Here is a 25,361-nt window from a genome sequence, read left to right on the forward strand (position 1 = left end):
GGCGCGGGCACGGGGGAGTGGTGGCACCGGCGGCGGAGGGCCGCCTGTCGCGTGCGGTTCCGGCGACGCCCGCGGTTGTCCTTCGAGCTTTGCACCGACGTCACGGTGCGTCCATACGTCGTACGCGGGGGCGGGGCGTTCCCCTGCCGCACCGGTCCGGCGGGAGCGGAGCGTTCCCCCCGCCGTACCGGCCCGGCGGGGGCGGGCGACGCGGCTGGCGGGTGCCGCCGCTCCCGGGCGGGCCCGCGTGGCTACGATGGGCGGGCCGGTGGCCGTAGGGGCCGCGCGGCCCACCGAACCTCGGGAAGGCCTCAAGGCCATGCTGAACAAGTACGCGCGTGCGTTTTTCACGCGTGTCCTCACACCGTTCGCCGCGTTCCTGCTCCGCCGGGGGGTGAGCCCCGACACCGTCACCCTGATCGGCACCGCCGGGGTCGTGGCCGGCGCGCTGGTCTTCTTCCCCCGCGGAGAATTCTTCTGGGGCACGATCGTCATCACGCTGTTCGTCTTCTCGGACCTCGTCGACGGCAACATGGCCCGCCAGGCCGGCCTCTCGAGCCGCTGGGGCGCCTTCCTCGACTCGACCCTCGACCGGGTCGCCGACGGAGCGATCTTCGGCGGCTTCGCCCTCTGGTACGCCGGCAAGGGCGACGACAACATCCTGTGCGCCGTCGCGATCTTCTGTCTGGCCAGCGGTCAGGTGGTGTCCTACACCAAGGCGCGAGGCGAATCGATTGGCCTCCCGGTGGCCGTCAACGGCCTCGTCGAGCGGGCCGAGCGGCTCGTCATCTCGCTGGTCGCCGCGGGCCTCGCCGGACTGCACACCTTCGGCGTGCCCGGCATCCAGGTGCTGCTGCCCATCGCCCTCTGGATCGTCGCGGTCGGCTCGGCCGTGACCCTGGGCCAGCGGGTCGTGACCGTACGCAGGGAGTCGGCGGAGGCGGACGCCGCCGCCAGGGGGAGCGAGGCGACGTCATGAGCGGACGCGGCGGACCCGGCGGACTCGCCGGGATCAAGGACAGCGTGACGGACGGGCTGTACGGGCTCGGCTGGGCGACGGTCAAGAAGCTGCCCGAGCCGGTGGCCAAGGGCCTCGGCCGGCGCATCGCCGACACGGCGTGGAAGAGGCGCGGGAAGAGCGTCCTGCGGCTGGAGTCCAACCTCGCGCGGGTCGTCCCCGACGCCTCCCCGCAGCGCCTCGCCGCGCTCTCCCGGGCCGGCATGCGCTCCTACATGCGCTACTGGATGGAGTCCTTCCGGCTGCCGGCCTGGAGCCAGGAACGGGCGGCCGGCAGCTTCGACCCCAAGGACGTCCACCACCTCACCGACGGGCTCGCCTCCGGGCGCGGCGTCGTCCTCGCCCTGCCGCACATGGCGAACTGGGACCTCGCGGGCGTGTGGGTCACGCGCGGGCTCGGCGTGCCGTTCACCACCGTCGCCGAGCGGCTCAAGCCGGAGTCGCTGTTCGACCGCTTCGTCGCCTACCGCGAGTCCCTCGGCATGGAGGTCCTGCCGCACACCGGCGGCTCCGCCTTCGGGACCCTCGCCCGGCGGCTGCGGTCCGGCGGCCTGGTCTGCCTCGTCGCCGACCGCGACCTGTCCGCCTCCGGCGTCCAGGTCTCCTTCTTCGGCGAGCCGGCGCGGATGCCGGCCGGCCCGGCGATACTCGCCCAGCAGACCGGGGCGCTGCTGCTGCCCGTGACGCTCTGGTACGACGACACCGACGTCATGCGGGGCCAGGTGCACGCACCGATCGACGTGCCCGAGTCAGGCACCCGCGCCGAGAAGACGTCCGTCATGACACAGGCCCTCGCCGACGTCTTCGCCGGGGGCATCGCGGACCACCCGGAGGACTGGCACATGCTGCAGCGACTGTGGACGGCCGATCTCGAGCAGCGGCAGGAGGACCGGACGGCGTGAGGATCGGCATCGTCTGCCCCTACTCCTGGGACGTGCCGGGCGGCGTCCAGTTCCACATCCGCGACCTCGCGGAACACCTCATCCGGCTCGGCCACGAGGTCTCCGTCCTGGCGCCCGCCGACGACGAGACCCCGCTCCCGCCGTACGTCGTGTCGGCCGGGCGCGCCGTACCCGTCCCGTACAACGGCTCCGTCGCCCGCCTCAACTTCGGCTTCCTGTCCGCCGCGCGGGTACGGCGCTGGCTGCACGAGGGCACCTTCGACGTCGTGCACATCCACGAGCCGACCTCGCCCTCGCTCGGGCTGCTCACCTGCTGGGCGGCACAGGGGCCGATCGTGGCCACCTTCCACACGTCCAACCCGCGCTCGCGCGCGATGATCGCCGCGTACCCGATCCTCCAGCCCGCCCTGGAGAAGATCAGCGCCCGGATCGCCGTGAGCGAGTACGCGCGCCGCACGCTGGTCGAGCACCTCGGTGGCGACGCGGTCGTCATCCCCAACGGCGTCGACGTCGACTTCTTCGCGCGCGCCGAGCCGAAGAAGGAGTGGCAGGGCGGCACGCTCGGCTTCATCGGGCGGATCGACGAGCCGCGCAAGGGCCTGCCGGTCCTCATGAAGGCGCTCCCGAAGATCCTCACGGAACGCCCCGAGACCCGGCTGCTCGTGGCCGGGCGTGGCGACGAGGAGGAGGCCGTCGCCTCCCTGCCGCGCGAGATGCGCTCGCGGGTCGAGTTCCTCGGCATGGTCAGCGACGAGGACAAGGCGCGGTTGCTGCGCAGCGTCGACCTGTACGTGGCGCCCAACACGGGCGGCGAGAGCTTCGGCATCATCCTGGTCGAGGCGCTCTCGGCCGGGGCGCCGGTGCTCGCCGCCGATCTCGACGCCTTCGCCCAGGTCCTCGACCAGGGCGCGGCCGGCGAACTCTTCGCCAACGAGGACGCCGACGACCTCGCCGACCGCGCGATCCGCCTCCTCGGCGACGAGCCCCGCCGCGAGGAACTCCGCGAGCGGGGCTCCGCCCACGTGCGGCGCTTCGACTGGGCGACGGTCGGCGCGGACATCCTCGCGGTGTACGAGACGGTGACGGACGGCGCGGCGTCGGTGGCCACCGACGAGCGGGCCACCGGCCTCCGCGCCCGCCTGGGTCTGTAGGCCGCCCCGCGGGGGCGGGTGACGCCTCCGCCTGGCCCGCTTTCCGCGGGGGCGGGGGGCCGGGGCCGCGGGGGGCCGGGGCGGCGGGCCGTTTCGTGCGGGCCTCGGGCCGGTGCGTGGGTGCGTCCGCCCGCCTCCATCGCTGGGCTGCGGTCCCCCCGGTTCGGGGCACACGACGTCGGCCCTTGCCGGGCCCAGGCTCCCTGTGCGTCGACGCGCGCCCTGTGGTGTGCCGCGCGGAAACCCCGTGTGTTCACGGGGGCCGGCGGCTCCGCGGGGGAGGGGGTGTCCGGACTGCGAGCTCCACTTCGCTTCGCTCGTGGAGGTCGCCGCCACGTCCGGACACCCCCTCCCCCGCGGAGTCACCGGCCCCCTCCCCGCCGTCGTCGGCTGCCCGTCCCGTGGGGATGGATCGCTGCTTTCCGCTGTCGGCGGAGTCGTTCGCGGAGGAGCGGCGCGCGGAGGACGCTGTCCTCATGATCTCTGTCGAGCGTCTCGATCTCGGATACTTCACGCGACCCGCCGCGGAGTGGGGCGGCCCCCACGACCGCGAGGAGCCGGTGCTCGCGTACCTCGTGCGGTACGAGGGCGGGAGTCTCCTTTTCGACACCGGGATGGGGACCGGGTCCCCGGAGACCGACGCGCACTACCGGCCGGTGCGGCGGCCGTTGACGGTGGGCGAGGTCGACCTCGTGGTCAACTCCCATCTGCACTTCGACCACATCGGCGGCAATCAGGGGTTCCCCGACACCCCCGTCCTCGTGCAGCGCAAGGAGCTCGCCACCGCGCGGGCCGGCGGCTACACCATCGACTCCCTGCTGCCCGGCGTCCGTTACGAGGAGGTCGAGGGGGAGTACGGGATCGCGGACGGGGTGTTGCTGCTGCCGACGCCCGGGCACACCGAGGGGCATCAGTCGGTGGTGCTCGATCACGGGGACCGGGTGACCGTGCTCGCCGGGCAGGCCTATGACTTCGCGCACGAGTTCGGGACGCCGTACCGGTCCTGGATCGGGCGGATCGCGGAGCTCGCGGGCGGGCGGGACGTGCGGGTCCTGTTCGCCCATGACCGGGAGGTCCGGGAAGGGACGCTGCCGACGCCCCGGTAGCCTGTGCGCCCGTGACCGAAACCGTGATCTGGACCGTCGTCGCGCTGATCCTCGTCGGCGTCTACCTGAGCTGGACCGCCGGCCGCCTCGACCGGCTGCACACGCGGATCGACGCCGCGCGCGCCGCGCTCGACGCGCAGCTGCTGCGGCGGGCCTCGGTCGCGCAGGAGCTGGCCACCTCGGGGGTGCTGGACCCCGCCGCGTCGATCGTGCTGTACGAGGCGGCCCACGCGGCCCGCCAGGCCGAGGAGGACCACCGTGAGGTCGCCGAGAGCGAGCTGAGCCAGGCGCTGCGGGCGGTGTTCGGCGAGCCGGAGCAGGTCGAGGTGGTGCGGTCGGCGCCCGGCGGCGAGGAGGCGGCGGGGGAGCTCGCGGCGGCCGTGCGCCGGGTGCCGATGGCGCGGCGCTTCCACAACGACGCCGTCCGCGCCGCCCGCGCGCTGCGCCGGCACCGCAAGGTGCGCTGGTTCCGGCTGGCGGGCCACGCCCCGTTTCCCATGGCCTTCGAAATGGATGATGAACCGCCTGTCGCACTTGCGGATCGCCCGGTCTGACGGGGCTCTGCCTTCGTAATCCGCGAAAACGATCCACCGGCTCCACATTGGCCCTTGATGTGGACCGCTCGTGGACTGTTTCCTCGCTCTAGTCGTCAACCCCGTTGTCACGAGTGAGGTACCCCGTGTCCACCACGCCTTCCACCAACGTCCAGTCCCCCGAGACCGGCACGGCCCGCGTCAAGCGCGGCATGGCCGAGCAGCTCAAGGGCGGCGTGATCATGGACGTCGTCAACGCCGAGCAGGCGAAGATCGCCGAGGACGCCGGCGCCGTGGCCGTCATGGCCCTGGAGCGGGTCCCCGCCGACATCCGCAAGGACGGCGGCGTGGCGCGCATGTCCGACCCGAACATGATCGAAGAGATCATCGGCGCCGTCTCCATCCCGGTCATGGCCAAGTCCCGCATCGGTCACTTCGTCGAGGCCCAGGTCCTGCAGTCGCTGGGCGTGGACTACATCGACGAGTCCGAGGTGCTCACCCCGGCCGACGAGGTCAACCACTCCGACAAGTGGGCCTTCACCACCCCGTTCGTGTGTGGGGCCACCAACCTGGGCGAGGCCCTGCGCCGCATCGCCGAGGGCGCGGCCATGATCCGCTCCAAGGGCGAGGCCGGCACCGGCAACGTCGTCGAGGCCGTCCGTCACCTGCGCCAGATCAAGAACGAGATCGCCAAGCTGCGCGGCTTCGACAACAACGAGCTGTTCGCCGCCGCCAAGGAGCTGCGCGCCCCGTACGAGCTCGTCAAGGAGGTCGCCGAGCTCGGCAAGCTGCCGGTCGTGCTGTTCTCCGCCGGTGGTGTGGCCACCCCGGCCGACGCCGCGCTGATGCGCCAGCTCGGCGCCGAGGGCGTCTTCGTCGGCTCCGGCATCTTCAAGTCGGGCGACCCGGCCAAGCGCGCCGCCGCCATCGTGAAGGCCACCACCTTCTACGACGACCCGAAGGTCATCGCGGACGCCTCCCGCAACCTGGGCGAGGCCATGGTCGGCATCAACTGCGACACCCTGCCCGAGGCCGAGCGCTACGCGAACCGGGGCTGGTAAGCACCCATGAGCACTCCCGTCATTGGTGTCCTGGCCCTCCAGGGCGACGTACGGGAGCACCTGATCGCCCTGGCCGCGGCAGACGCCGTGGCCAGGCCCGTCAGGCGCCCCGAGGAACTCGCCGAGATCGACGGCCTGGTCATTCCCGGTGGCGAGTCCACCACCATCTCCAAGCTCGCCGTGCTCTTCGGGGTCATGGAGCCGCTGCGTGAGCGGATCGCCGCGGGCATGCCGGTCTACGGCACCTGCGCCGGCCTGATCATGCTCGCCGACAAGATCCTCGACCCGCGTTCGGGCCAGGAGACCTTCGGCGGCATCGACATGATCGTGCGCCGCAACGCCTTCGGACGCCAGAACGAGTCCTTCGAGGCGGGCGTCACCGTGGCGGGGATCGACTCTCCCGTCGAGGGCGTCTTCATCCGCGCCCCGTGGGTGGAGTCCGTCGGTGCCCAGGTCGAGGTGCTCGCCGAGCACGAGGGCCACATCGTCGCCGTGCGGCAGGGCCGCGCGCTGGCGACCTCGTTCCATCCCGAACTCACCGGCGATCACCGGATCCACGAGCTGTTCGTGAACATGGTGCGCGCCGAGCGGTGACCCGATCCTTGTAGGATCTCTGGGGTTCGTTCAGAAATGGGTTACGCGAAGGAGACAGGCAGATGTCCGGCCACTCTAAATGGGCTACGACGAAGCACAAGAAGGCCGTGATCGACGCCAAGCGCGGCAAGCTCTTCGCGAAGCTGATCAAGAACATCGAGGTCGCGGCCCGCACCGGAGGCTCCGACCCGGACGGTAACCCGACGCTTTACGACGCCATCCAGAAGGCCAAGAAGTCGTCCGTTCCGAACAAGAACATCGACTCGGCCGTCAAGCGCGGCGGCGGCCTCGAGGCCGGCGGCGTCGACTACGCGACGATCATGTACGAGGGCTACGGCCCGAACGGTGTCGCGGTGCTCATCGAGTGCCTCACCGACAACCGCAATCGCGCCGCCTCGGACGTGCGCGTCGCCATGACTCGTAACGGCGGCTCCATGGCCGACCCGGGCTCGGTGTCGTACCTGTTCAACCGCAAGGGCGTCGTCGTGCTGCCCAAGGGCGAGCTCTCCGAGGACGACGTCCTCGGTGCCGTCCTCGACGCGGGCGCCGAAGAGGTCAACGACCTCGGCGAGAGCTTCGAGGTCATCAGCGAGGCCACCGACCTGGTCGCGGTCCGTTCCGCGCTCCAGGAGGCCGGCATCGACTACGACTCGGCCGAGTCCAGCTTCGTCCCGACCATGCAGGTCGAGCTCGACGAGGACGGCGCGCGCAAGATGTTCAAGCTCATCGACGCCCTGGAGGACAGCGACGACGTGCAGAACGTCTTCGCCAACTTCGACGTCAGCGACGAGGTCATGGAGAAGGTCGACGCCTGATCGCGGGCTTTCTCAGCAGCGGGCCGACGGGACACACCCGTCGGCCCGCTGCGTTGTCAGTGGCAGCCGATAGCCTGCACAAACAGACTTGCGATCAGGGAGGGGCGGCGTGCGCGTACTCGGGGTGGACCCGGGGCTCACCCGGTGCGGCGTGGGCGTGGTCGAGGGGGTCGCGGGACGCCCGCTGACCATGCTCGGCGTCGGCGTGGTGCGGACGGCCGCGGACGCCGACATCGGACTCCGGCTGGTCGGCATCGAGCGCGGAATCGAGGAGTGGATCGAGCGCTTCGACCCCGAACTCGTCGCCGTGGAGCGGGTGTTCAGCCAGCACAACGTGCGCACGGTGATGGGCACGGCGCAGGCCAGCGCCGTCGCGATGCTGTGCGCCGCCCGGCGTGGGATCCCCGTCGCCCTGCACACCCCCAGCGAGGTCAAGGCCGCCGTCACGGGCAGCGGCCGCGCCGACAAGGCCCAGGTGGGCGCCATGGTCACGCGGCTGCTCCGACTCTCCGCACCGCCCAAGCCGGCCGACGCCGCCGACGCCCTCGCGCTCGCCATCTGTCACATCTGGCGCGCTCCCGCCCAGAACCGCCTCCAGCAGGCCGTCGCCCTGCACGCCTCGAAAGGCCGCACGCCATGATCGCCTTCGTCAGCGGCCCGGTCGCCGCCCTCGCCCCCACGACCGCCGTCGTCGAGGTGGGCGGCGTGGGCATGGCCGTCCAGTGCACCCCCGACACGATCGCCGGCCTGCGCGTCGGTGAGCACGCGCGGCTGGCCACCTCCCTCGTCGTCCGCGAGGACTCGCTCACCCTGTACGGCTTCGCCGACGACGACGAGCGCCAGGTCTTCGAGCTGCTCCAGACCGCCAGCGGCGTCGGGCCGCGGCTCGCCCAGGCGATGCTCGGCGTGCACCGCCCCGACGCACTGCGGCTCGCCTTCTCGACCGGCGACGAGAAGGCGCTGACGGCGGTGCCCGGCATCGGCAAGAAGGGCGCCCAGAAGCTCCTCCTCGAACTGAAGGACAAGCTCGGCGCCCCGCTCGGCAGCAGCGGCCTCGTCGGGCAGCAGCGCGCGGTCGCCACCGGACCCGCCCCCTGGGGCGAGCAGCTCTCCGCCGCGCTCATCGGCCTCGGCTACGCGAGCCGCGACGCCGAGGAGGCCGTCGCCGCCGTCACGCCGCAGGCCGAGGCCGCGCTCGCCGAGACCGGCTCCGCGCCCGTCCCGCAGCTGCTGCGCGCCGCCCTGCAGACCCTCAACCGCGCCCGCTGACCGGCCGTACGAACGAGAAGGCAACCACCATCGTGAACTGGGACGACGAGACGGCAGCGGCCGCCGAGGAGCGCATCGTCGGCGCCTCCGCCGAGGGCGACGACCAGGCCGTCGAGGCCGCGCTGCGGCCCAAGGACCTACGCGAGTTCGTCGGCCAGGAGAAGGTCCGCCAGCAGCTCGACCTGGTCCTGAAGGCGGCCCGGCAGCGCGGCGCGACCGCCGACCACGTCCTGCTCTCCGGCGCCCCCGGCCTCGGCAAGACCACGCTCTCGATGATCATCGCGGCGGAGATGAACGCCCCGATCAGGATCACCAGCGGCCCCGCCATCCAGCACGCCGGCGACCTCGCCGCCATTCTGTCCTCCCTGCAGGAGGGCGAGATCCTCTTCCTCGACGAGATCCACCGGATGTCCCGGCCCGCCGAGGAGATGCTCTACATGGCGATGGAGGACTTCCGCGTCGACGTCATCGTCGGCAAGGGCCCCGGTGCCACCGCCATTCCCCTGGAGCTGCCGCCCTTCACCCTGGTCGGGGCCACCACCCGGGCCGGCCTCCTGCCGCCCCCGCTGCGCGACCGCTTCGGCTTCACCGCGCACATGGAGTTCTACGAGCCGCACGAGCTGGAGCGCGTCGTCCGCCGCTCCGCGGGGCTCCTCGACGTCGAGATCGACCCGGCCGGCGCCGCGGAGATCGCCGGCCGCTCCCGCGGCACCCCCCGCATCGCCAACCGGCTGCTGCGCCGGGTGCGGGACTACGCGCAGGTGAAGGCCGACGGAGTGATCACCCGCGACATCGCCGCGGCCGCCCTCGGCGTGTACGAGGTCGACAGCCGCGGCCTCGACCGCCTCGACCGCGCCGTGCTGCAGGCCCTGCTCAAGCTCTTCGGCGGCGGACCGGTCGGTCTGTCCACCCTCGCGGTCGCCGTGGGGGAGGAGCGCGAGACCGTCGAGGAGGTCGCCGAACCCTTCCTCGTACGGGAGGGACTCCTCGCGCGCACACCCCGTGGCCGGGTCGCCACTCCGGCGGCCTGGACCCACCTCGGACTGGTTCCGCCGCAGGCAGCGGGCCCGGGGGCGGCTGGATCGGGACAACAGGGTCTCTTCGGGGCGTGACGGCGCCCTGCGCGCCGCCCGACGGCGCGGAGACTCGCCCGACCAGGAACCACGGTGCGATGCTGGGCGTTGTTCCATCGATGCGGACTCGCCTAGACTCCGCCGATGCCGCCCTTTCTGGTCGGCGTACCCACCCCCGAAGATCAGGCCGCGGTTCCTCCGCGACCGTGCGAAGGAAACCCGTCCCGTGAACATCGTGACCCTCCTCCCCTTCATCGTCCTCATCGGGGCCATGTTCCTGATGACCCGCTCTGCCAAGAAGAAGCAGGCACAGGCGGCTCAGATGCGCAACGAGATGCAGCCGGGCACCGGCGTGCGCACCATCGGGGGGATGTACGCCACCGTCAAGGAGATCGGCGACGAGACCGTCCTCCTCGAGGTCGCTCCCGGCGTCCACGCCGTCTACGCCAAGAACGCGATCGGCGCGGTCCTCGAGGACTCCGAGTACAACCGCATCGTCCACGGCGACGACGACAGCGACACCGTCGTCCCGGACGACGCGTCCTCGCTCACCGAGGCCGCCGACGACGCCGAGGGTCAGGAGGGGGCGGCCAAGGCCGACCTGACCAAGAAGGACGCCGCCGAGGCGGCCGACTCCGAGGTCGAGAAGAACGGCAAGGCCGACGGGGAGACCGAGGCGAAGTAATCGCCCCCGGGGCGGACGCGGACACCCACCGGCGTCCGCCGCCCCGGAACGGTTCGACGTCTGCGGGGGCAGGTCCCCACACACACTTCGTGGCCGTCTCGTGCCCACCCGGCGCGGGGCGGTTTGGACAGGGAGAAACGACAGGTGGCAGCACCGAAGAAGGGCCGAAGGCCGGCGGGGGGCCAGAGCCGGCCGGGCCGCGCCCTGGCACTCATTCTGATCGCCATGGTCGCGCTCACCGGCGGCATGTTCTGGTCGGGGCACACCACCCCGCGCCTGGGCATCGACCTCGCCGGTGGCACGTCGATCACGCTCAAGGCGAAGGCGGAGCCCGGACAGGAGTCCGCCGTCAACGAGACCAACATGAACACCGCGGTCGGCATCATCGAGCGCCGTGTCAACGGTCTGGGTGTCTCGGAAGCAGAGGTCCAGACGCAGGGCCGCGAGAACATCATCGTGAACATCCCCAAGGGGACGAACGAGAAGCAGGCCCGCGAGCAGGTCGGTACCACCGCCCAGCTGTACTTCCGGCCGGTCCTGGCCGTCGCCGCGGCCGAGCAGCCCGCGCCGAACCCGAGCGCGACCCCGAGCTCCTCCGCCTCGCCGAAGCCGAAGGCCTCCGGCGCCACCGCGGACAAGGGCAAGGGCAAGGGCGACACGACCGCCACCCCGTCGGCGAGCGCCTCCACCCAGGGCCGCGCGGTCAGCGAGGCCCTGAAGGCCCCGAGCCCGACCCCGACCGCGAGCTCCTCCGCGTCGTCGAAGGCGTCCACGACGCCGAAGCCGACGCAGTCGGGTGACGCCGCCACCAACGCCCTGCAGCAGAAGTTCGCGGCGCTGAACTGCCTCGACCCCAAGCAGCGCGCCGCCGCCGGCCAGGGCGTCAAGCCGGCCGACCCGGTCGTCGCCTGTGGCAAGAACTCCCTCGGCCAGTGGGAGAAGTACCTGCTCGGCCCGGCCGAGGTCGACGGCAAGGACGTCGACGACGCCAAGGGCGTCTTCGACCAGCAGCGCGGCATGTGGATCGTCACGATGGACTTCACGGGCGAGGGCTCGAAGAAGTTCCAGAAGATCACCGGCAAGCTGTCGCAGCAGACCGAGCCGCAGAACCAGTTCGCGATCGTCCTCGACGGCGAGGTCGTCTCGGCCCCGTCCGTGCGCCAGACGCTGAGCGCCAGCGCCGAGATCTCCGGCAGCTTCAACCAGCAGTCGGCCCAGGACCTCGGCAACATCCTGTCCTACGGTGCGCTGCCGCTGTCCTTCGACACCCAGAGCGTCGACACCGTCACCGCCGCCCTCGGCGGCGAGCAGCTCCACGCGGGTCTGATCGCCGGCGCCATCGGCCTGGCCCTGGTCATCCTGTACCTGGTGATCTACTACCGCGGCCTGTCGTTCATCGCGATCCTCAGCCTCGGCGTCTCGGCCCTGCTCACGTACGTGATCATGGCTCTGCTCGGCCCGGCCATCGGCTTCGCGCTGAACCTGCCGGCCGTCTGCGGTGCCATCGTCGCCATCGGTATCACCGCGGACTCGTTCATCGTGTACTTCGAGCGCATCCGCGACGAGATCCGCGAGGGCCGCACCCTGCGCCCGGCCGTCGAGCGTGCCTGGCCGCGTGCCCGGCGCACCATCCTGGTCTCCGACTTCGTGTCGTTCCTCGCCGCCGCGGTGCTCTTCATCGTCACCGTCGGCAAGGTCCAGGGCTTCGCGTTCACGCTCGGTCTGACCACCCTGCTCGACATCGTGGTGGTGTTCCTCTTCACCAAGCCGGTGATGACGCTCCTCGCCCGTACGAAGTTCTTCGGCAACGGTCACAAGTGGTCCGGCCTGGACCCGAAGCGCCTCGGTGCCAAGCCGCCGCTGCGCCGCTCCCGCCGTCAGTCCGTTTCCGCCGCAGGCCCTGTCGACACGAAGGAGGCGTGAGATGTCGAAGCTCGGAGATCTCGGCGCCCGGCTCCACCGAGGTGAGGTCGGCTACGACTTCATCGGCAACCGCAGGATCTGGTACGGCATCTCGATCCTGATCACCATCACGGCGATCGTGGCGCTCGCGGTGCGCGGCCTGAACATGGGCATCGAGTTCCAGGGCGGCGCCGTCTTCACCACCCCGAAGACGGAGGTCTCGGTCTCCCAGGCGCAGGAGTACGCGGAAGAGGCCTCCGGCCACGACGCGCTCGTGCAGGAGCTCGGCAGCGGCTCGCTGCGCATCCAGGTCGGCGGTCTCGACACCGAGAAGTCCGACCAGGTCCGCGCGGAGCTCGCCAAGGACCTCAACGTCCCAGAGACGAAGATCGCGGCAGAGCTCGTCGGCCCCAGCTGGGGTGAGCAGATCGCCAACAAGGCCTGGACCGGCCTCGGGGTCTTCATGATCCTCGTGGTGATCTACCTCGCCATCGCCTTCGAGTGGCGCATGGCCGTCGCGGCCCTCATCGCGCTGATCCACGACCTCACCATCACCGTCGGCATCTACTCGCTGGTCGGCTTCGAGGTCACGGTCGGTACGGTCATCGGTCTGCTCACGATCCTCGGTTACTCGCTCTACGACACGGTCGTCGTCTTCGACTCCCTCAAGGAGCAGACGAAGGGCATCACCAAACAGACCCGCTGGACCTACAGCGACGTCGCGAACCGCTCGATCAACAGCACCCTGGTCCGTTCGATCAACACCACGGTCGTGGCCCTGCTGCCGGTCGCCGGTCTGCTCTTCATCGGTGGCGGCGTCCTCGGCGCCGGCATGCTGAACGACATCTCGCTGTCGCTGTTCGTGGGTCTCGCCGCCGGTGCGTACTCCTCGATCTTCATCGCCACGCCGCTCGTCGCCGACTTCAAGGAGCGCGAGCCGGCGATGAAGGCCCTGCGGAAGCGCGTCCTGGCCAAGCGGGCCGCCGCTGCCGCCAAGGGCGAGTCGGTCGACGACCTCGCGGACGACGCGTCGGACGCCGGCGCCGAGCCGGCCGTCGTCGGCCCGCGCGGCCGCCGGGGCCGCTCCTCGGAGCGCCGCGGATGACCGCGGAGGCGCCGGGCACCGTGGAGCTGCTCCTCAGCCGCATCCGGGACGTTCCCGACTACCCGAAGCCGGGGGTGCTGTTCAAGGACATCACCCCGCTGCTCGCGGACCCGGAGGCGTTCACCGCGCTCACCGACGCCCTCGCCGCGCTCTGCGCGGAGCACGGCGCCACGAAGATCGTCGGCCTGGAGGCCCGCGGCTTCATCCTGGCGGCTCCGGTCGCCGTGCGGGCGAGGCTCGGCTTCATCCCGGTCCGCAAGGCCGGGAAGCTGCCCGGGGCCACCCTGCGCCAGGCGTACGAGCTGGAGTACGGCACCGCCGAGATCGAGGTGCACGCCGAGGACCTGGCTGCGGGCGACCGCGTCATGGTCATCGACGACGTCCTCGCCACCGGCGGCACCGCCGAGGCCTCGATCGAGCTCATCCGGCGCGCCGGGGCCGAGGTCGCCGGGGTAGCGGTCCTCATGGAGCTGGGCTTCCTGCCGGGCCGGGCCCGTCTGGAGCCCGTCCTGGACGGCGCACCGCTCACCGCGCTGATCAGCGTCTGACGCAGGCCGACCTGCGAGAGGGGCGGTCCGGGGAATTACCCGGACCGCCCCCGTCGTTTTCCGGACACAGCCCGGAAGCGGGTCCCGGCGCGGCAGCGCGGGCGTCCCGGCGACGTCTCAGCCCTCAGGCGCGTGAGCGCAGGCGCTTCCAGGTCGATACGATGGCCTTTCCGGGCCTGACCGGGGGACCCGGAGACGCACGAGGAGCGCTCTTGCCAGACGAGGCCCAGCCACTCTCCGCCGCGCAGCCCGAGCAGCAGGCCGACCAGGCCGCGCAGCGGGCCGCCGCGCCCCAGGACCCGCCGGCGGAGACCAAGCCCCGGCCCGCGGCACCGGCCCCGTCCGCCCGGCCCACGCCGACCCCGCCCGCCCGCTCGGGCGGCTCCTCCAGCCGCGTCCGTGCCCGGCTCGCCCGCCTCGGCGTCCAGCGCTCCTCCCCGTACAACCCGGTCCTCGAACCGCTGCTGCGGATCGTCCGCTCCAATGACCCGAAGATCGAGACGGCGACCTTGCGCCAGATCGAGCGGGCCTACCAGGTCGCCGAGCGCTGGCACCGCGGCCAGAAGCGAAAGAGCGGCGACCCGTACATCACGCACCCGCTCGCCGTCACCACCATCCTCGCCGAGCTCGGCATGGATCCGGCGACCCTGATGGCCGGACTGCTCCACGACACCGTCGAGGACACCGAGTACGGGCTGGAGGACCTGCGCCGCGACTTCGGTGACCAGGTCACGCTCCTCGTCGACGGCGTCACCAAGCTCGACAAGGTCAGGTTCGGCGAGGCCGCGCAGGCCGAGACCGTCCGCAAGATGGTCGTCGCGATGGCCAAGGACCCCCGGGTCCTCGTCATCAAGCTCGCCGACCGCCTGCACAACATGCGCACGATGCGCTACCTCAAGCGGGAGAAGCAGGAGAAGAAGGCCCGCGAGACCCTCGAGATCTACGCCCCGCTGGCACACCGGCTGGGCATGAACACCATCAAGTGGGAGCTGGAGGACCTCGCCTTCGCGATCCTCTACCCCAAGATGTACGACGAGATCGTCCGTCTCGTCGCCGAGCGGGCCCCCAAGCGCGACGAGTACCTGGCCATAGTGACCGACGAGGTCCAGACGGACCTGCGCGCCGCCCGCATCAAGGCCACCGTCACCGGCCGCCCGAAGCACTACTACAGCGTCTACCAGAAGATGATCGTCCGCGGCCGTGACTTCGCGGAGATCTACGACCTGGTCGGCATCCGCGTCCTCGTGGACACCGTCCGCGACTGCTACGCGGCCCTCGGCACCGTCCACGCGCGATGGAACCCGGTCCCCGGCCGGTTCAAGGACTACATCGCGATGCCGAAGTTCAACATGTACCAGTCGCTCCACACGACGGTCATCGGACCCAACGGCAAGCCGGTCGAGCTGCAGATCCGCACCTTCGACATGCACCGGCGCGCCGAGTACGGCATCGCCGCGCACTGGAAGTACAAGCAGGAGGCCGTCGCCGGCGCCTCCAAGGTGCGCACGGACGTGCCGAGGAACACCGGCAAGGACGACCACCTCAACGACATGGCGTGGCTGCGCCAGCTCCTCGACTGGCAGAAGGAGACCGAGGACCCGGGCGAGTTCCTGGAGTCCCTGCGCTTCGACCTGTCGCGCAACGAGGTCTTCGTCTTCACCCCCAAGGGCGACGTCATCGCCCTGCCCGCCGGCGCCACCCCCGTGGACTTCTCCTACGCCGTCCACACCGAGGTCGGCCACCGGACGATAGGCGCCCGCGTCAACGGACGCCTGGTGCCCCTGGAGTCCACCCTCGACAACGGCGACCTGGTGGAGGTCTTCACCTCCAAGGCTGCCGGCGCCGGCCCCTCCCGGGACTGGCTGGGCTTCGTCAAGTCGCCGCGCGCCCGCAACAAGATCCGCGCCTGGTTCTCCAAGGAGCGCCGCGACGAGGCCATCGAGCAGGGCAAGGACGCCATCGCGCGGGCCATGCGCAAGCAGAACCTGCCGATCCAGCGCATCCTCACCGGCGACTCGCTGGTCACCCTCGCCCACGAGATGCGCTACAGCGACATCTCCTCGCTGTACGCGGCGATCGGCGAGGGCCATGTCACCGCGCAGTCCATCGTCCAGAAGCTGGTCCAGGCACTCGGCGGCGAGGAGGCGGCCACCGAGGACATCGCCGAGACCGCGCCGCCCACCCGCGGCCGCTCCAAGCGCCGCTCCAGCGCCGACCCGGGCGTGGTCGTCAAGGGTGTCGACGACGTCTGGGTGAAGCTGGCCCGCTGCTGCACCCCGGTGCCCGGCGACCCGATCATCGGCTTCGTCACCCGAGGCAGCGGTGTGTCCGTGCACCGCAGCGACTGCGTCAACGTCGACTCGCTGTCCCGGGAGCCCGAGCGGATCCTGGAGGTCGAGTGGGCGCCCACCCAGTCCTCGGTCTTCCTGGTCGCCATCCAGGTCGAGGCCCTGGACCGGTCCCGGCTGCTCTCGGACGTCACCCGCGTCCTGTCGGACCAGCACGTCAACATCCTGTCGGCGGCCGTCCAGACCTCCCGCGACCGGGTGGCCACCTCCCGCTTCACCTTCGAGATGGGCGACCCGAAGCACCTGGGCCACGTCCTGAAGGCGGTCCGGGGCGTGGAGGGCGTGTACGACGTCTACCGCGTCACCAGCGCCCGTAGGCCGTAGAAGAGGCGCCGTCGCGGCCAGGAAGGCCGCGACGGCGTACGAGAAGGGCCCCCGGCGCGCTGCCGGGGGCCCTTCTCGTACGTCGGCTACGGCATCAGCCGCCGAACTCCTGCAGACCCTTCAGGGCCTGGTCGAGCAGCGCCTGACGGCCCTCGAGCTCCTTGGAGAGCTTGTCGGCCTTGGCGTCGTTGCCCGCGGCACGGGCGGCGTCGATCTGCTTCCGCAGCTTGTCGACGGCGTCCTGGAGCTGGCCCGTGAGACCCGCGGCGCGCGCCCGCGCCTCCGGGTTGGTACGGCGCCACTCGGCCTCCTCGGCCTCCTGGATCGCCCGCTCCACCGCGTGCATCCGCCCCTCGACCTTCGGACGGGCGTCGCGCGGCACGTGGCCGATGGCCTCCCAGCGCTCGTTGAGGGAGCGGAAGGCCGCGCGGGCCGCCTTCAGGTCCGTCACGGGCACCAGCTTCTCGGCCTCGGTGGCGAGCTCCTCCTTCAGCTTGAGGTTCTCGCCCTGCTCGGCGTCGCGCTCCGCGAAGACCTCGCCGCGGGCCGCGAAGAAGACGTCCTGGGCGCCGCGGAAGCGGTTCCACAGGTCGTCCTCGTGCTCGCGCTGGGCGCGGCCCGCCGCCTTCCAGTCCGCCATCAGCTCGCGGTAGCGGGCGGCCGTCGCACCCCAGTCGCTGGAGCCGGACAGCGCCTCGGCCTCGGCGACCAGCTTCTCCTTGGTCTTGCGGGCGTCCTCGCGCTGCGCGTCGAGCGCCGCGAAGTGGGCCTTGCGGCGCTTGGAGAACGCCGAGCGGGCGTGCGAGAAGCGGTGCCACAGCTCGTCGTCGGACTTGCGGTCGAGGCGCGGCAGACCCTTCCAGGTGTCCACGAGCGCCCGCAGCCGCTCGCCGGCGGCACGCCACTGCTCGCTCTGCGCCAGCTCCTCGGCCTCGGTGACCAGGGCCTCCTTGGCGGAACGGGCCTCGTCGGCCTGCTTCGCCTTCTGGACCTTGCGCTCCTCGCGGCGGGACTCCACCGTCTCGGTCAGCTTGTCGAGCCGGGTCGCCAGCGCGGCCAGGTCGCCCACCGCGTGGTGCTCCGCGACCTGCTGACGGATGTGCTCGATGGCCGCCGTGGCGTCCTTGGCGGAGAGGTCGGTGGTCCTCACCCGCTTCTCGAGGAGGCCGATCTCGACCACCAGGCCCTCGTACTTGCGCTCGAAGTAGGCCAGCGCCTCCTCGGGGCTGCCGGCCTGCCACGATCCGACGACCTGCTCGCCCTCGGCCGTACGCACGTACACGGTGCCCGTCTCGTCGACGCGGCCCCACGGGTCGCTGCTCACAGCGCCTCCTCACCATGATGCCGTCGTGGGGGCCCCGCCCCCTGGCATCGTCCACGGTTTCCCGGCGGGCCTCGCCCGCCCTCCACAGCACGGCCGACGGCCTGCGCTGCACAACGCCAATCTAGGCGAACGGCGGCCCGGCTGTCCGCACTCAGCACGACCGAAATTCAACGGTCGTGCGCGGGTGCGGTCCCCGGGCCGCCCACGCCGCTACTTCTTGGAGACGGTCGCCTTCTCGATCGTGACGGCCTTCTGCGGTGCGCCGTCGCCCGACCCGCCCGCGACACCGGCCTTGGCGACCTCCTCGACGACCTTGACGCCGGCGGCGTCGAAGGTGCCGAAGGGGGTGTAGTTCGGCGGGAGCTTGGTGTCCTTGTAGACGAGGAAGAACTGGCTGCCGCCGGTGCCCGGGCCGGCGTTCGCCATGGCCACGGTGCCCTTCGGGAAGGTCACGGTGCCGTCCGCGCCGGCCTTGCCGAGCCCGTTCAGGTTCTCGTCCGGGATGGAGTAGCCCGGGCCGCCGGTGCCGTCGCCCTTCGGGTCGCCGCACTGGAGCACGTAGATGCCCGAGGTGGTGAGGCGGTGGCACTTGGTCCCGTCGAAGTACTTCTTGTCGGCGAGGTGCTTGAAGGAGTTCACGGTGTGCGGGGCCTTGGCCGCGTCCATCGTGACCGTGATGTCGCCGACGTTGGTCTTGAGGGCCATCGTGTACGTGGCCTTCTTGTCGACCGACATGGCCGGCTCGGGCTGCGCCTTCGTCGGCTCGGCGCTCGGCGTGCCGGTCGGGTCGGAGGCGACGTTGTCCGAGCCCTTCTTGTCGTCGTCGGTCAGCGCCACCGACGCCCACACGGCGCCGCCCGCGGCGAGCACCACGGCGAGGGTGGAGGCGATGACGGTGTTCCGCCGCGTCCTGCGCCGCGCCTCCTCACGCCGCTGCTGCTGCCGCTGGTACTTGTCCCTGGCGAGCTGCCGCCGCCGCTGATCGCTGCTGACCACCGGGTCCGCTCCTTGTCGATCGTGTGTTCTGTCCTGGCCGGGTGTGCCCGTACCGTATACGGGTTGGCTGTGGAATACGCACCGCCGGTAGGCTCTGATCTGCTGCATTCCGCATCGCCGCAGCCAATTGCCGGACGAGACAAGAGGAAGATCGTGCTGATTGCCGGGTTCCCCGCCGGGGCCTGGGGCACCAACTGCTACGTGGTCGCCCCCGCCGCAGGCGAGGAGTGCGTCATCATCGACCCGGGCCACCAGGCCGCCCAGGGTGTCGAGGAGACGCTGAAGAAGCATCGGCTCAAGCCCGTGGCGGTGGTCCTCACCCATGGCCACATCGACCACGTCGCCTCCGTCGTCCCGGTCTGCGGTGCCCATGACGTACCCGCGTGGATCCACCCCGCCGACCGGTACATGATGAGCGACCCGGAGAAGGCCCTCGGCCGCTCCATCGGGATGCCCCTCATGGGCGAGCTGACCGTGGGCGAGCCCGACGACGTGCACGAGCTCACCGACGGCGCCGCGCTGAAGCTCGCCGGTCTCGACTTCTCCGTCGCGCACGCGCCCGGCCATACCAAGGGGTCGGTGACCTTCAGGACCCCGGAGACCACGGAGATCCCCTCCGTGTTCTTCTCCGGCGACCTGCTGTTCGCCGGCTCCGTCGGACGCACCGACCTGCCCGGCGGTGACATGGACGAGATGCTGGAGTCGCTGGCCCGCGTGTGCCTGCCGCTCGACAACTCGACCGTGGTGCTGTCGGGGCACGGTCCCCAGACGACCATCGGCCAGGAGCGCGCCACCAACCCCTACCTGCGGCAGGTGGCGGCCGGCCTCGGGAGCGATTTCCAGGCTCCCCGACGAGGAATGTGACGAGAATCCACGTGAGCACCTTCAAGGCCCCCAAGGGCACGTACGACCTGATCCCGCCGCGCTCGGCGAAGTTCCTCGCGGTGCGCGACACGATCGCCACGCAGGTGAAGAACGCCGGCTACGGGTACGTCGAGACGCCCGGTTTCGAGGACGTCGGCCTGTTCTCCCGCGGTGTCGGCGAGTCCACCGACATCGTGAGCAAGGAGATGTACACCCTCACGACGAAGGGCGGCGAAGTGCTCGCCCTGCGTCCGGAGGGCACCGCGTCCGTGCTGCGCGCGGCCCTGGAGGCCAACCTGCACAAGCAGGGCAACCTTCCGGTGAAGCTCTGGTACTCGGGCTCCTACTACCGCTACGAGCGCCAGCAGGCGGGCCGCTACCGCCACTTCTCCCAGGTCGGCGCCGAGGCCATCGGTGCCGAGGACCCGGCGCTGGACGCCGAGCTGATCATCCTGGCCGACCAGGCCTACCGTTCGCTCGGCCTGCGCAACTACCGCATCCTGCTGAACTCCCTGGGCGACAAGGAGTGCCGCCCCGTCTACCGCGAGGCCCTGCAGACCTTCCTGCGCGGACTCGACCTGGACGAGGACACCCTGCGCCGTGCGGAGATCAACCCGCTGCGCGTGCTCGACGACAAGCGCGAGTCGGTGCAGAAGCAGCTGGCCGACGCCCCGCTGCTGCGCGACTACCTGTGCGACGCGTGCAAGGCGTACCACGAGGAGGTGCGCGCGCTGATCACCGCGGCGGGCGTGGTCTTCGAGGACGACGCGAAGCTGGTGCGCGGTCTGGACTACTACACCCGGACCACCTTCGAGTTCGTCCACGAGGGACTGGGCTCGCAGTCGGCGGTCGGCGGCGGTGGTCGCTACGACGGCCTGTCCGAGATGATCGGCGGCCCGGCGCTCCCGTCCGTGGGCTGGGCGCTCGGGGTGGACCGCACCGTTCTGGCCCTGGAGGCCGAGGGCGTCGAGCTGGACCTCCCGGCGACGACCAGCGTCTTCGCGGTCGCGCTCGGCGAGGAGGCCCGCCGCGTGCTCTTCGGCAAGGTCACCGAGCTGCGCAGGGAGGGCGTCGCCGCGGACTTCTCCTTCGGCGGCAAGGGCCTCAAGGGCGCGATGAAGGACGCCAACCGCTCCGGCGCCCGCCTCGCCGTCGTCGCCGGCGAGCGCGACCTCGCCGAGGGCGTGGTCCAGCTCAAGGACATGGAGTCCGGCGAGCAGCAGCCGGTCGCCCTGGACGACCTGGTGGGAACGGTGAAGGCGAAGCTCGCCTGACCCGAGCCGTACGGCTGTGACAGGGGCCCGGCCCACGTGCGACGTGGGCCGGGCCCCTCTTACGGCCGCCGAACACCGCCCGTGTCACCCTGTGCGGCACAATGACCGTGCACCGGACAGCCGAACGAGGAAGCGCCACATGAGCCGAGCAACCGCCGAGGACGTCTCCGCCGGACGGAGCGACGCCTCCACCATCGGCGCCGGCAAGGCCTTCGCCTGGCTGCTGGTGATCACCGGGGCCGCCGGACTGCTGGCCTCCTGGGTGATCACGCTCGACAAGTTCAAGCTCCTCGAGGACCCGAACTTCACCCCCGGCTGCAGCCTGAACCCGATCGTGTCCTGCGGCAGCGTCATGAAGAGCGAGCAGGCCTCCGCGTTCGGCTTCCCGAACCCGATGCTCGGCCTCGTCACCTACGCCGTGGTGATCGCCATCGGCGTCGGGCTGCTCGCCGGTGCCCGCTACCGCCGCTGGTACTGGCTCGGCCTCAACGCCGGCACCCTCTTCGGCGTCGGCTTCTGCACCTGGCTGATGACCCAGTCGCTGTACGAGATCAACGCCCTGTGCCTGTGGTGCTGCCTGGCCTGGGTCGCCACGATCGTCATGTTCTGGTACACGACCTCGCACAACGTCCGCCACGGCGTGATCCGCGCCCCGGGCGCCGTGCGCAGCTTCTTCGACGAGTTCACCTGGGTGCTCCCGGTACTGCACGTCGGCATCATCGGCATGCTCATCCTGACCCGCTGGTGGGACTTCTGGACCAGCTGAGCCCGGCGCCGGTCCCGGACCGGACTGTCAGTGCTCTCGCTTAGGCTTCATGACCGTGGAGCCCGACCTCTTTACCGCAGCCGCCGAAGAGCGCCAGGAGAAGGACCCGTCCAGCAGTCCGCTGGCCGTCCGGATGCGTCCGCGCACCCTCGACGAGGTGGTGGGCCAGCGCCACCTGCTCAAGCCCGGCTCGCCGCTGCGCAGACTCGTCGCCGACGGTGCCGGGGGACCGGCGGGCGCCTCCTCCGTGATCCTCTGGGGGCCGCCCGGCACCGGCAAGACGACCCTGGCGTACGTGGTCTCGAAGGCCACCGACAAGCGCTTCGTCGAGCTCTCCGCGATCACCGCGGGCGTCAAGGAGGTCCGAGCCGTCATCGACGGGGCCCGCCGGGCCGCCGGCGGCTACGGCAAGGAGACCGTCCTCTTCCTCGACGAGATCCACCGCTTCTCCAAGGCCCAGCAGGACTCGCTGCTCCCGGCCGTGGAGAACCGCTGGGTGACGCTGATCGCGGCCACCACGGAGAACCCGTACTTCTCGGTGATCTCCCCGCTGCTCTCCCGCTCGCTGCTGCTCACCCTGGAGCCGCTCACCGACGACGACCTGCGCGGACTGCTGCACCGGGCCCTCGAGGAGGAGCGCGGGCTCGGCGGGGCGGTCACCCTGCCCGAGGACGCCGAGGCCCATCTGCTGCGGATCGCCGGCGGCGACGCCCGGCGTGCCCTGACCGCCCTGGAGGCGGCCGCGGGCGCCGCGATCGACAAGGGCGAGCCGGAGATCAGCCTGGAGACGGTCGAGGAGACCGTCGACCGGGCGGCGGTGAAGTACGACCGGGAGGGCGACCAGCACTACGACGTGGCGAGCGCCCTCATCAAGTCGATCCGCGGTTCGGACGTGGACGCGGCGCTGCACTACCTGGCCCGGATGATCGAGGCGGGGGAGGACCCGCGATTCATCGCCCGCCGGCTGATGATCTCGGCGAGCGAGGACATCGGCCTCGCCGACCCGGGCGCCCTGCCGCTCGCCGTGGCCGCCGCCCAGGCCGTCGCGATGATCGGCTTCCCCGAGGCGGCGCTGACCCTGAGCCACGCCACGATCGCCCTGGCCCTGGCCCCGAAGTCCAACGCCGCGACGAACGCGATCTTCGCCGCTCGGGCCGACGTCCGCGACGGCCTGGCGGGCCCGGTGCCGCCGCATCTGCGCGACGGGCACTACAAGGGCGCCGCCAAGCTGGGCCACGCCCAGGGCTACGTGTATCCGCACGACGTCCCGGGCGCCATCGCACCGCAGCAGTACGCACCGGACGCCGTGCACGGCAAGCGCTATTACGAACCCACCCGCTACGGAGCGGAGGCCCGCTACGCGGACGTGGTGGAGAAGGTCCGCGAGCGCCTGAAGGGTGAGGGCGCCTGACGGGCGGGGGCGGCCGAGCCGCCCCGCGGCCGGTCCGGACCTACGCTCGTCCCGTGATCCGTACGGCTCCGGCGGTCCTTCTGGCGATCGCCGCGCTCGCCGGCTGCTCCTCCCGGGGCGGTCCGGCCGTGGGCGAGGCCGCCGCCACGACGCCCCTGCCGGTGGTGGGCTCGCCCGGCTTCCCGCCCACGGCGGAGCGCGCCAGGGCGCAGCTGGCCGGGCTGGAGGTGGCCTGGGGCGAGCACGGGGGGACGTACGAGCGGTCCGCGTTCGGTGCGACCTGGTCCGACGCCACCGACGCCCCCGGCGGGCACAACGGCTGTGACACCCGGGACGACGTGCTGCGGCGCGATCTGAGCGAGCAGCGCGCGGGCCCCCTCGATCCGTGCGTGCCGCTCTCCGGGGTCCTGCACGACCCGTACACCGGCAAGGAGCTGCGCTACTCCTACCGGAAGGCCTCGCGGATCCGGACCGACCATGTCGTGGCACTCGCCGCGGCCTGGCGGTCCGGGGCGTGGGCGTGGCCGGCCGGACGGCGGCTCGCGTACGCCAACGACCTCGACGTGCTCGTGGCCACCGACGAGGCGGCCAACCAGGAGAAGAGCGCGAGGACGCCGGACCGGTGGAAGCCGCCTCGCCGGGAGTACTGGTGCGAGTACGGCCGGCGCTGGACCGGGATCAAGGAGAAGTACCGGCTGACGATCTCGCCGCCGGAGAAGGCGGCGGTGGAGGAACTGCTGGCGACCTGTCCGTGAGCGCTCAGGCGCGGGCGGCCTCGAAGAGGCGGTGCATCTCGCGGCGCAGTCCGGAGATGTCGCGCACCGGCCGCGGGAAGTCGAAGCGCGCGTCGAAGCAGTGCTCCGGCCCGGCGCTGAAGCGCACGCGGAGCCCGAAGCGGTCGAGGGCCAGCGGGGCGACGTCGCGCGTGGGGACGATCGCGGCGGCGTGGCTGCCGAGCAGTGCGGTCAGCTCGCGCAGCCGGTCGCCGTGGGCGGCGTGCAGGTGCTGGAGGACCTCGGTCTCGTGCGGGTGCGTCGGGTCGGGGGAGGCCGCCGAGAAGTCCTCCGGGTCCACCGTGCCGCTGCCCCACAGGTCGTCGACGTCCGCCGAGCCGACCTCCAGACGCAGCATCATCCGCCCGGGTTCGGCGAGCCCGGGCAGGCAGGTGAGCCAGCCGGAGACCCACGCGCGGCCCCGGATACGGTGGGGGACCGAGACGGGGGCGACATCGGTGAGCTCCAGCACGACCGGCAGCTCGTCGTCCTGGGCGTGGGTGGCGGCCCGGACGGGCGGTGCGTCCGCCGAGTAGAGCAGGAAGATCTCGCCGTCGGGTCCGACCGTGCGGGCCTCGGGGGAGAGCTGCTCGGGGCGGTGGCCCTCGACCCCGGGAATCAGCAGCACCGCGGAGCATGTACTCTGTACGAGAGTTCGTGTGCGCTCGGCTGCTGACGGCATCCGCGCGATTTCAAGCCCGTTTGGACGCGGCTGACCATGAGCTGACCGGACCTCCGTCACATCGATGCCGCTTGAGGCATCCCTTTCGGGATGCGTGGGTGAAGAAGCATCGTTATTTGTGCTGCCGTCCGTGATGCGCGTGGTGTTCCCCGGGCGAGACATGCGATCTCCTTGAGTAAGGTGAGCCTAACCTAACCTACAACGGAGGTCTGGAGAACGTGCCTAACCAGTCGCGTCCCAAGGTCAAGAAGTCCCGTGCGCTCGGTATCGCGCTGACGCCGAAGGCCGTCAAGTACTTCGAGGCCCGCCCCTACCCGCCGGGCGAGCACGGCCGTGGCCGCAAGCAGAACTCGGACTACAAGGTCCGTCTGCTCGAGAAGCAGCGTCTGCGCGCCCAGTACGACATCAGCGAGCGCCAGATGGCCCGCGCCTACGACCGCGCCAAGAAGGCCGAGGGCAAGACGGGCGAGGCGCTGGTCGTCGAGCTCGAGCGTCGCCTCGACGCCCTGGTCCTGCGTTCGGGCATCGCCCGCACCATCTACCAGGCCCGCCAGATGGTCGTCCACGGCCACATCCAGGTCAACGGCCAGAAGGTCGACAAGCCGTCCTTCCGCGTCCGTCCCGACGACGTCGTGATGGTCCGCGAGAAGTCCCGCGCCAAGACCCTCTTCCAGGTCGCTCGCGAGGGTGGCTTCGCCCCCGACGGTGAGACCCCGCGCTACCTGCAGGTCAACCTGAAGGCCCTGGCCTTCCGCCTCGACCGCGACCCGAACCGCAAGGAAATCCCGGTCATCTGCGACGAGCAGCTGGTCGTCGAGTACTACGCCCGTTGATCCT

The 25,361-nt window shown here is 71.3% G+C and carries 25 protein-coding genes; 22 read left to right on the plus strand and 3 right to left on the minus strand.

The genetic code is table 11. The features are described from left to right. Positions 1 to 256: 256 nt before the first annotated feature. From pgsA to ACIRQF_RS27735, 16 genes are all read left to right on the plus strand, one after another. The gene (pgsA, locus tag ACIRQF_RS27660; protein WP_376638491.1) at positions 257 to 979 is read left to right on the plus strand and encodes a phosphatidylinositol phosphate synthase; all 723 of its coding nucleotides are present in this window, start codon (positions 257 to 259) and stop codon (positions 977 to 979) included. Continuing rightward, entirely contained in the window at positions 976 to 1,920 is a 945-nt protein-coding gene (locus ACIRQF_RS27665; RefSeq protein WP_404095893.1) for a phosphatidylinositol mannoside acyltransferase, read from the plus strand. The genes pgsA and ACIRQF_RS27665 overlap by 4 nt, the downstream gene beginning before the upstream one ends. Further along, entirely contained in the window at positions 1,917 to 3,071 is a 1,155-nt protein-coding gene (locus tag ACIRQF_RS27670; RefSeq protein ID WP_382483004.1) for a glycosyltransferase family 4 protein, read from the plus strand. The genes ACIRQF_RS27665 and ACIRQF_RS27670 overlap by 4 nt, the downstream gene beginning before the upstream one ends. 476 nt (positions 3,072 to 3,547) lie before the next feature. After that, on the plus strand, positions 3,548 to 4,177 hold the full coding sequence (locus ACIRQF_RS27675) for an MBL fold metallo-hydrolase (protein ID WP_389754478.1): 630 nt from the start codon (positions 3,548 to 3,550) through the stop codon (positions 4,175 to 4,177). A gap of 11 nt (positions 4,178 to 4,188) precedes the next feature. Next, a complete protein-coding gene (locus tag ACIRQF_RS27680; protein ID WP_376637343.1) occupies positions 4,189 to 4,731 on the plus strand; it encodes a hypothetical protein in 543 nt (180 codons plus the stop codon). Between the two features lie 125 nt (positions 4,732 to 4,856). After that, entirely contained in the window at positions 4,857 to 5,771 is a 915-nt protein-coding gene (gene pdxS / locus ACIRQF_RS27685) for a pyridoxal 5'-phosphate synthase lyase subunit PdxS (RefSeq protein ID WP_376637344.1), read from the plus strand. 6 nt (positions 5,772 to 5,777) lie between these two features. Beyond that, positions 5,778 to 6,365, plus strand: a complete 588-nt coding sequence (pdxT, locus tag ACIRQF_RS27690; RefSeq protein WP_403529256.1) for a pyridoxal 5'-phosphate synthase glutaminase subunit PdxT — start codon at positions 5,778 to 5,780, stop codon at positions 6,363 to 6,365. Positions 6,366 to 6,427: 62 nt separating this feature from the next. Next, entirely contained in the window at positions 6,428 to 7,180 is a 753-nt protein-coding gene (locus ACIRQF_RS27695) for a YebC/PmpR family DNA-binding transcriptional regulator (protein WP_376637346.1), read from the plus strand. A gap of 109 nt (positions 7,181 to 7,289) precedes the next feature. After that, positions 7,290 to 7,820, plus strand: a complete 531-nt coding sequence (gene ruvC, locus ACIRQF_RS27700; RefSeq protein ID WP_404095897.1) for a crossover junction endodeoxyribonuclease RuvC — start codon at positions 7,290 to 7,292, stop codon at positions 7,818 to 7,820. Further along, positions 7,817 to 8,449, plus strand: coding sequence for a Holliday junction branch migration protein RuvA (gene ruvA, locus ACIRQF_RS27705; RefSeq protein WP_376637348.1), 633 nt, complete (start codon positions 7,817 to 7,819; stop codon positions 8,447 to 8,449). Before ruvC ends, ruvA begins: the two co-directional genes overlap by 4 nt. Before the next feature lie 32 nt (positions 8,450 to 8,481). Further along, positions 8,482 to 9,561 carry a Holliday junction branch migration DNA helicase RuvB gene (gene ruvB, locus ACIRQF_RS27710; RefSeq protein WP_376637349.1) on the plus strand — a complete coding sequence of 360 codons (1,080 nt, stop codon included), beginning with the start codon at positions 8,482 to 8,484 and terminating at the stop codon, positions 9,559 to 9,561. A 187-nt stretch (positions 9,562 to 9,748) separates the two neighbouring features. After that, positions 9,749 to 10,207 carry a preprotein translocase subunit YajC gene (gene yajC, locus ACIRQF_RS27715; protein WP_376637350.1) on the plus strand — a complete coding sequence of 153 codons (459 nt, stop codon included), beginning with the start codon at positions 9,749 to 9,751 and terminating at the stop codon, positions 10,205 to 10,207. 144 nt (positions 10,208 to 10,351) lie between these two features. Next, positions 10,352 to 12,130: a protein translocase subunit SecD gene (secD, locus tag ACIRQF_RS27720; RefSeq protein WP_404095901.1), complete on the plus strand. Its 1,779-nt coding sequence runs from the start codon at positions 10,352 to 10,354 to the stop codon at positions 12,128 to 12,130. A 1-nt stretch (position 12,131) separates the two neighbouring features. Beyond that, entirely contained in the window at positions 12,132 to 13,214 is a 1,083-nt protein-coding gene (secF, locus tag ACIRQF_RS27725; RefSeq protein ID WP_382482655.1) for a protein translocase subunit SecF, read from the plus strand. Continuing rightward, on the plus strand, positions 13,211 to 13,762 hold the full coding sequence (locus ACIRQF_RS27730) for an adenine phosphoribosyltransferase (protein WP_404095904.1): 552 nt from the start codon (positions 13,211 to 13,213) through the stop codon (positions 13,760 to 13,762). Before secF ends, ACIRQF_RS27730 begins: the two co-directional genes overlap by 4 nt. Before the next feature lie 212 nt (positions 13,763 to 13,974). Continuing rightward, on the plus strand, positions 13,975 to 16,434 hold the full coding sequence (locus ACIRQF_RS27735) for a RelA/SpoT family protein (protein ID WP_376637354.1): 2,460 nt from the start codon (positions 13,975 to 13,977) through the stop codon (positions 16,432 to 16,434). Between the two features lie 94 nt (positions 16,435 to 16,528). On the opposite strand, the gene ACIRQF_RS27740 is transcribed toward ACIRQF_RS27735, so the two are convergent. Together ACIRQF_RS27740 and ACIRQF_RS27745 are read right to left on the minus strand one after the other, a co-directional pair. Beyond that, a complete protein-coding gene (locus tag ACIRQF_RS27740; protein WP_382482654.1) occupies positions 16,529 to 17,758 on the minus strand; it encodes a DUF349 domain-containing protein in 1,230 nt (409 codons plus the stop codon). 210 nt (positions 17,759 to 17,968) lie between these two features. After that, entirely contained in the window at positions 17,969 to 18,754 is a 786-nt protein-coding gene (locus ACIRQF_RS27745; RefSeq protein WP_404095907.1) for a peptidylprolyl isomerase, read from the minus strand. Between the two features lie 153 nt (positions 18,755 to 18,907). On the opposite strand from ACIRQF_RS27745, the gene ACIRQF_RS27750 reads away from it, so the two are divergent. The 5 genes from ACIRQF_RS27750 to ACIRQF_RS27770 all read left to right on the plus strand — a co-directional run bounded on the left by ACIRQF_RS27750 (position 18,908) and on the right by ACIRQF_RS27770 (position 23,824). Then, a complete protein-coding gene (locus ACIRQF_RS27750; protein ID WP_376637357.1) occupies positions 18,908 to 19,618 on the plus strand; it encodes an MBL fold metallo-hydrolase in 711 nt (236 codons plus the stop codon). Between the two features lie 11 nt (positions 19,619 to 19,629). Further along, on the plus strand, positions 19,630 to 20,892 hold the full coding sequence (hisS, locus tag ACIRQF_RS27755) for a histidine--tRNA ligase (RefSeq protein ID WP_389754497.1): 1,263 nt from the start codon (positions 19,630 to 19,632) through the stop codon (positions 20,890 to 20,892). 139 nt (positions 20,893 to 21,031) lie between these two features. After that, positions 21,032 to 21,658, plus strand: coding sequence for a vitamin K epoxide reductase family protein (locus ACIRQF_RS27760; RefSeq protein WP_376637359.1), 627 nt, complete (start codon positions 21,032 to 21,034; stop codon positions 21,656 to 21,658). Positions 21,659 to 21,713: 55 nt separating this feature from the next. Beyond that, positions 21,714 to 23,069 (plus strand): replication-associated recombination protein A, encoded by a 1,356-nt coding sequence (locus ACIRQF_RS27765; protein WP_376637432.1) that lies wholly within the window; start codon positions 21,714 to 21,716, stop codon positions 23,067 to 23,069. Positions 23,070 to 23,122: 53 nt separating this feature from the next. Continuing rightward, positions 23,123 to 23,824, plus strand: a complete 702-nt coding sequence (locus ACIRQF_RS27770) for an HNH endonuclease family protein (RefSeq protein ID WP_404095909.1) — start codon at positions 23,123 to 23,125, stop codon at positions 23,822 to 23,824. Positions 23,825 to 23,828: 4 nt separating this feature from the next. Here ACIRQF_RS27770 and ACIRQF_RS27775 read toward each other — a convergent pair whose 3' ends face one another. Then, positions 23,829 to 24,524, minus strand: a complete 696-nt coding sequence (locus tag ACIRQF_RS27775; protein ID WP_404096117.1) for a DUF2470 domain-containing protein — start codon at positions 24,522 to 24,524, stop codon at positions 23,829 to 23,831. A 218-nt stretch (positions 24,525 to 24,742) separates the two neighbouring features. On the opposite strand from ACIRQF_RS27775, the gene rpsD reads away from it, so the two are divergent. Then, on the plus strand, positions 24,743 to 25,357 hold the full coding sequence (gene rpsD / locus ACIRQF_RS27780) for a 30S ribosomal protein S4 (RefSeq protein ID WP_128976412.1): 615 nt from the start codon (positions 24,743 to 24,745) through the stop codon (positions 25,355 to 25,357). Positions 25,358 to 25,361 lie beyond the last annotated feature (4 nt).

It is taken from the genome of Streptomyces sp. NPDC101191 (assembly GCF_044767915.1).
Taxonomy (GTDB): domain Bacteria; phylum Actinomycetota; class Actinomycetes; order Streptomycetales; family Streptomycetaceae; genus Streptomyces.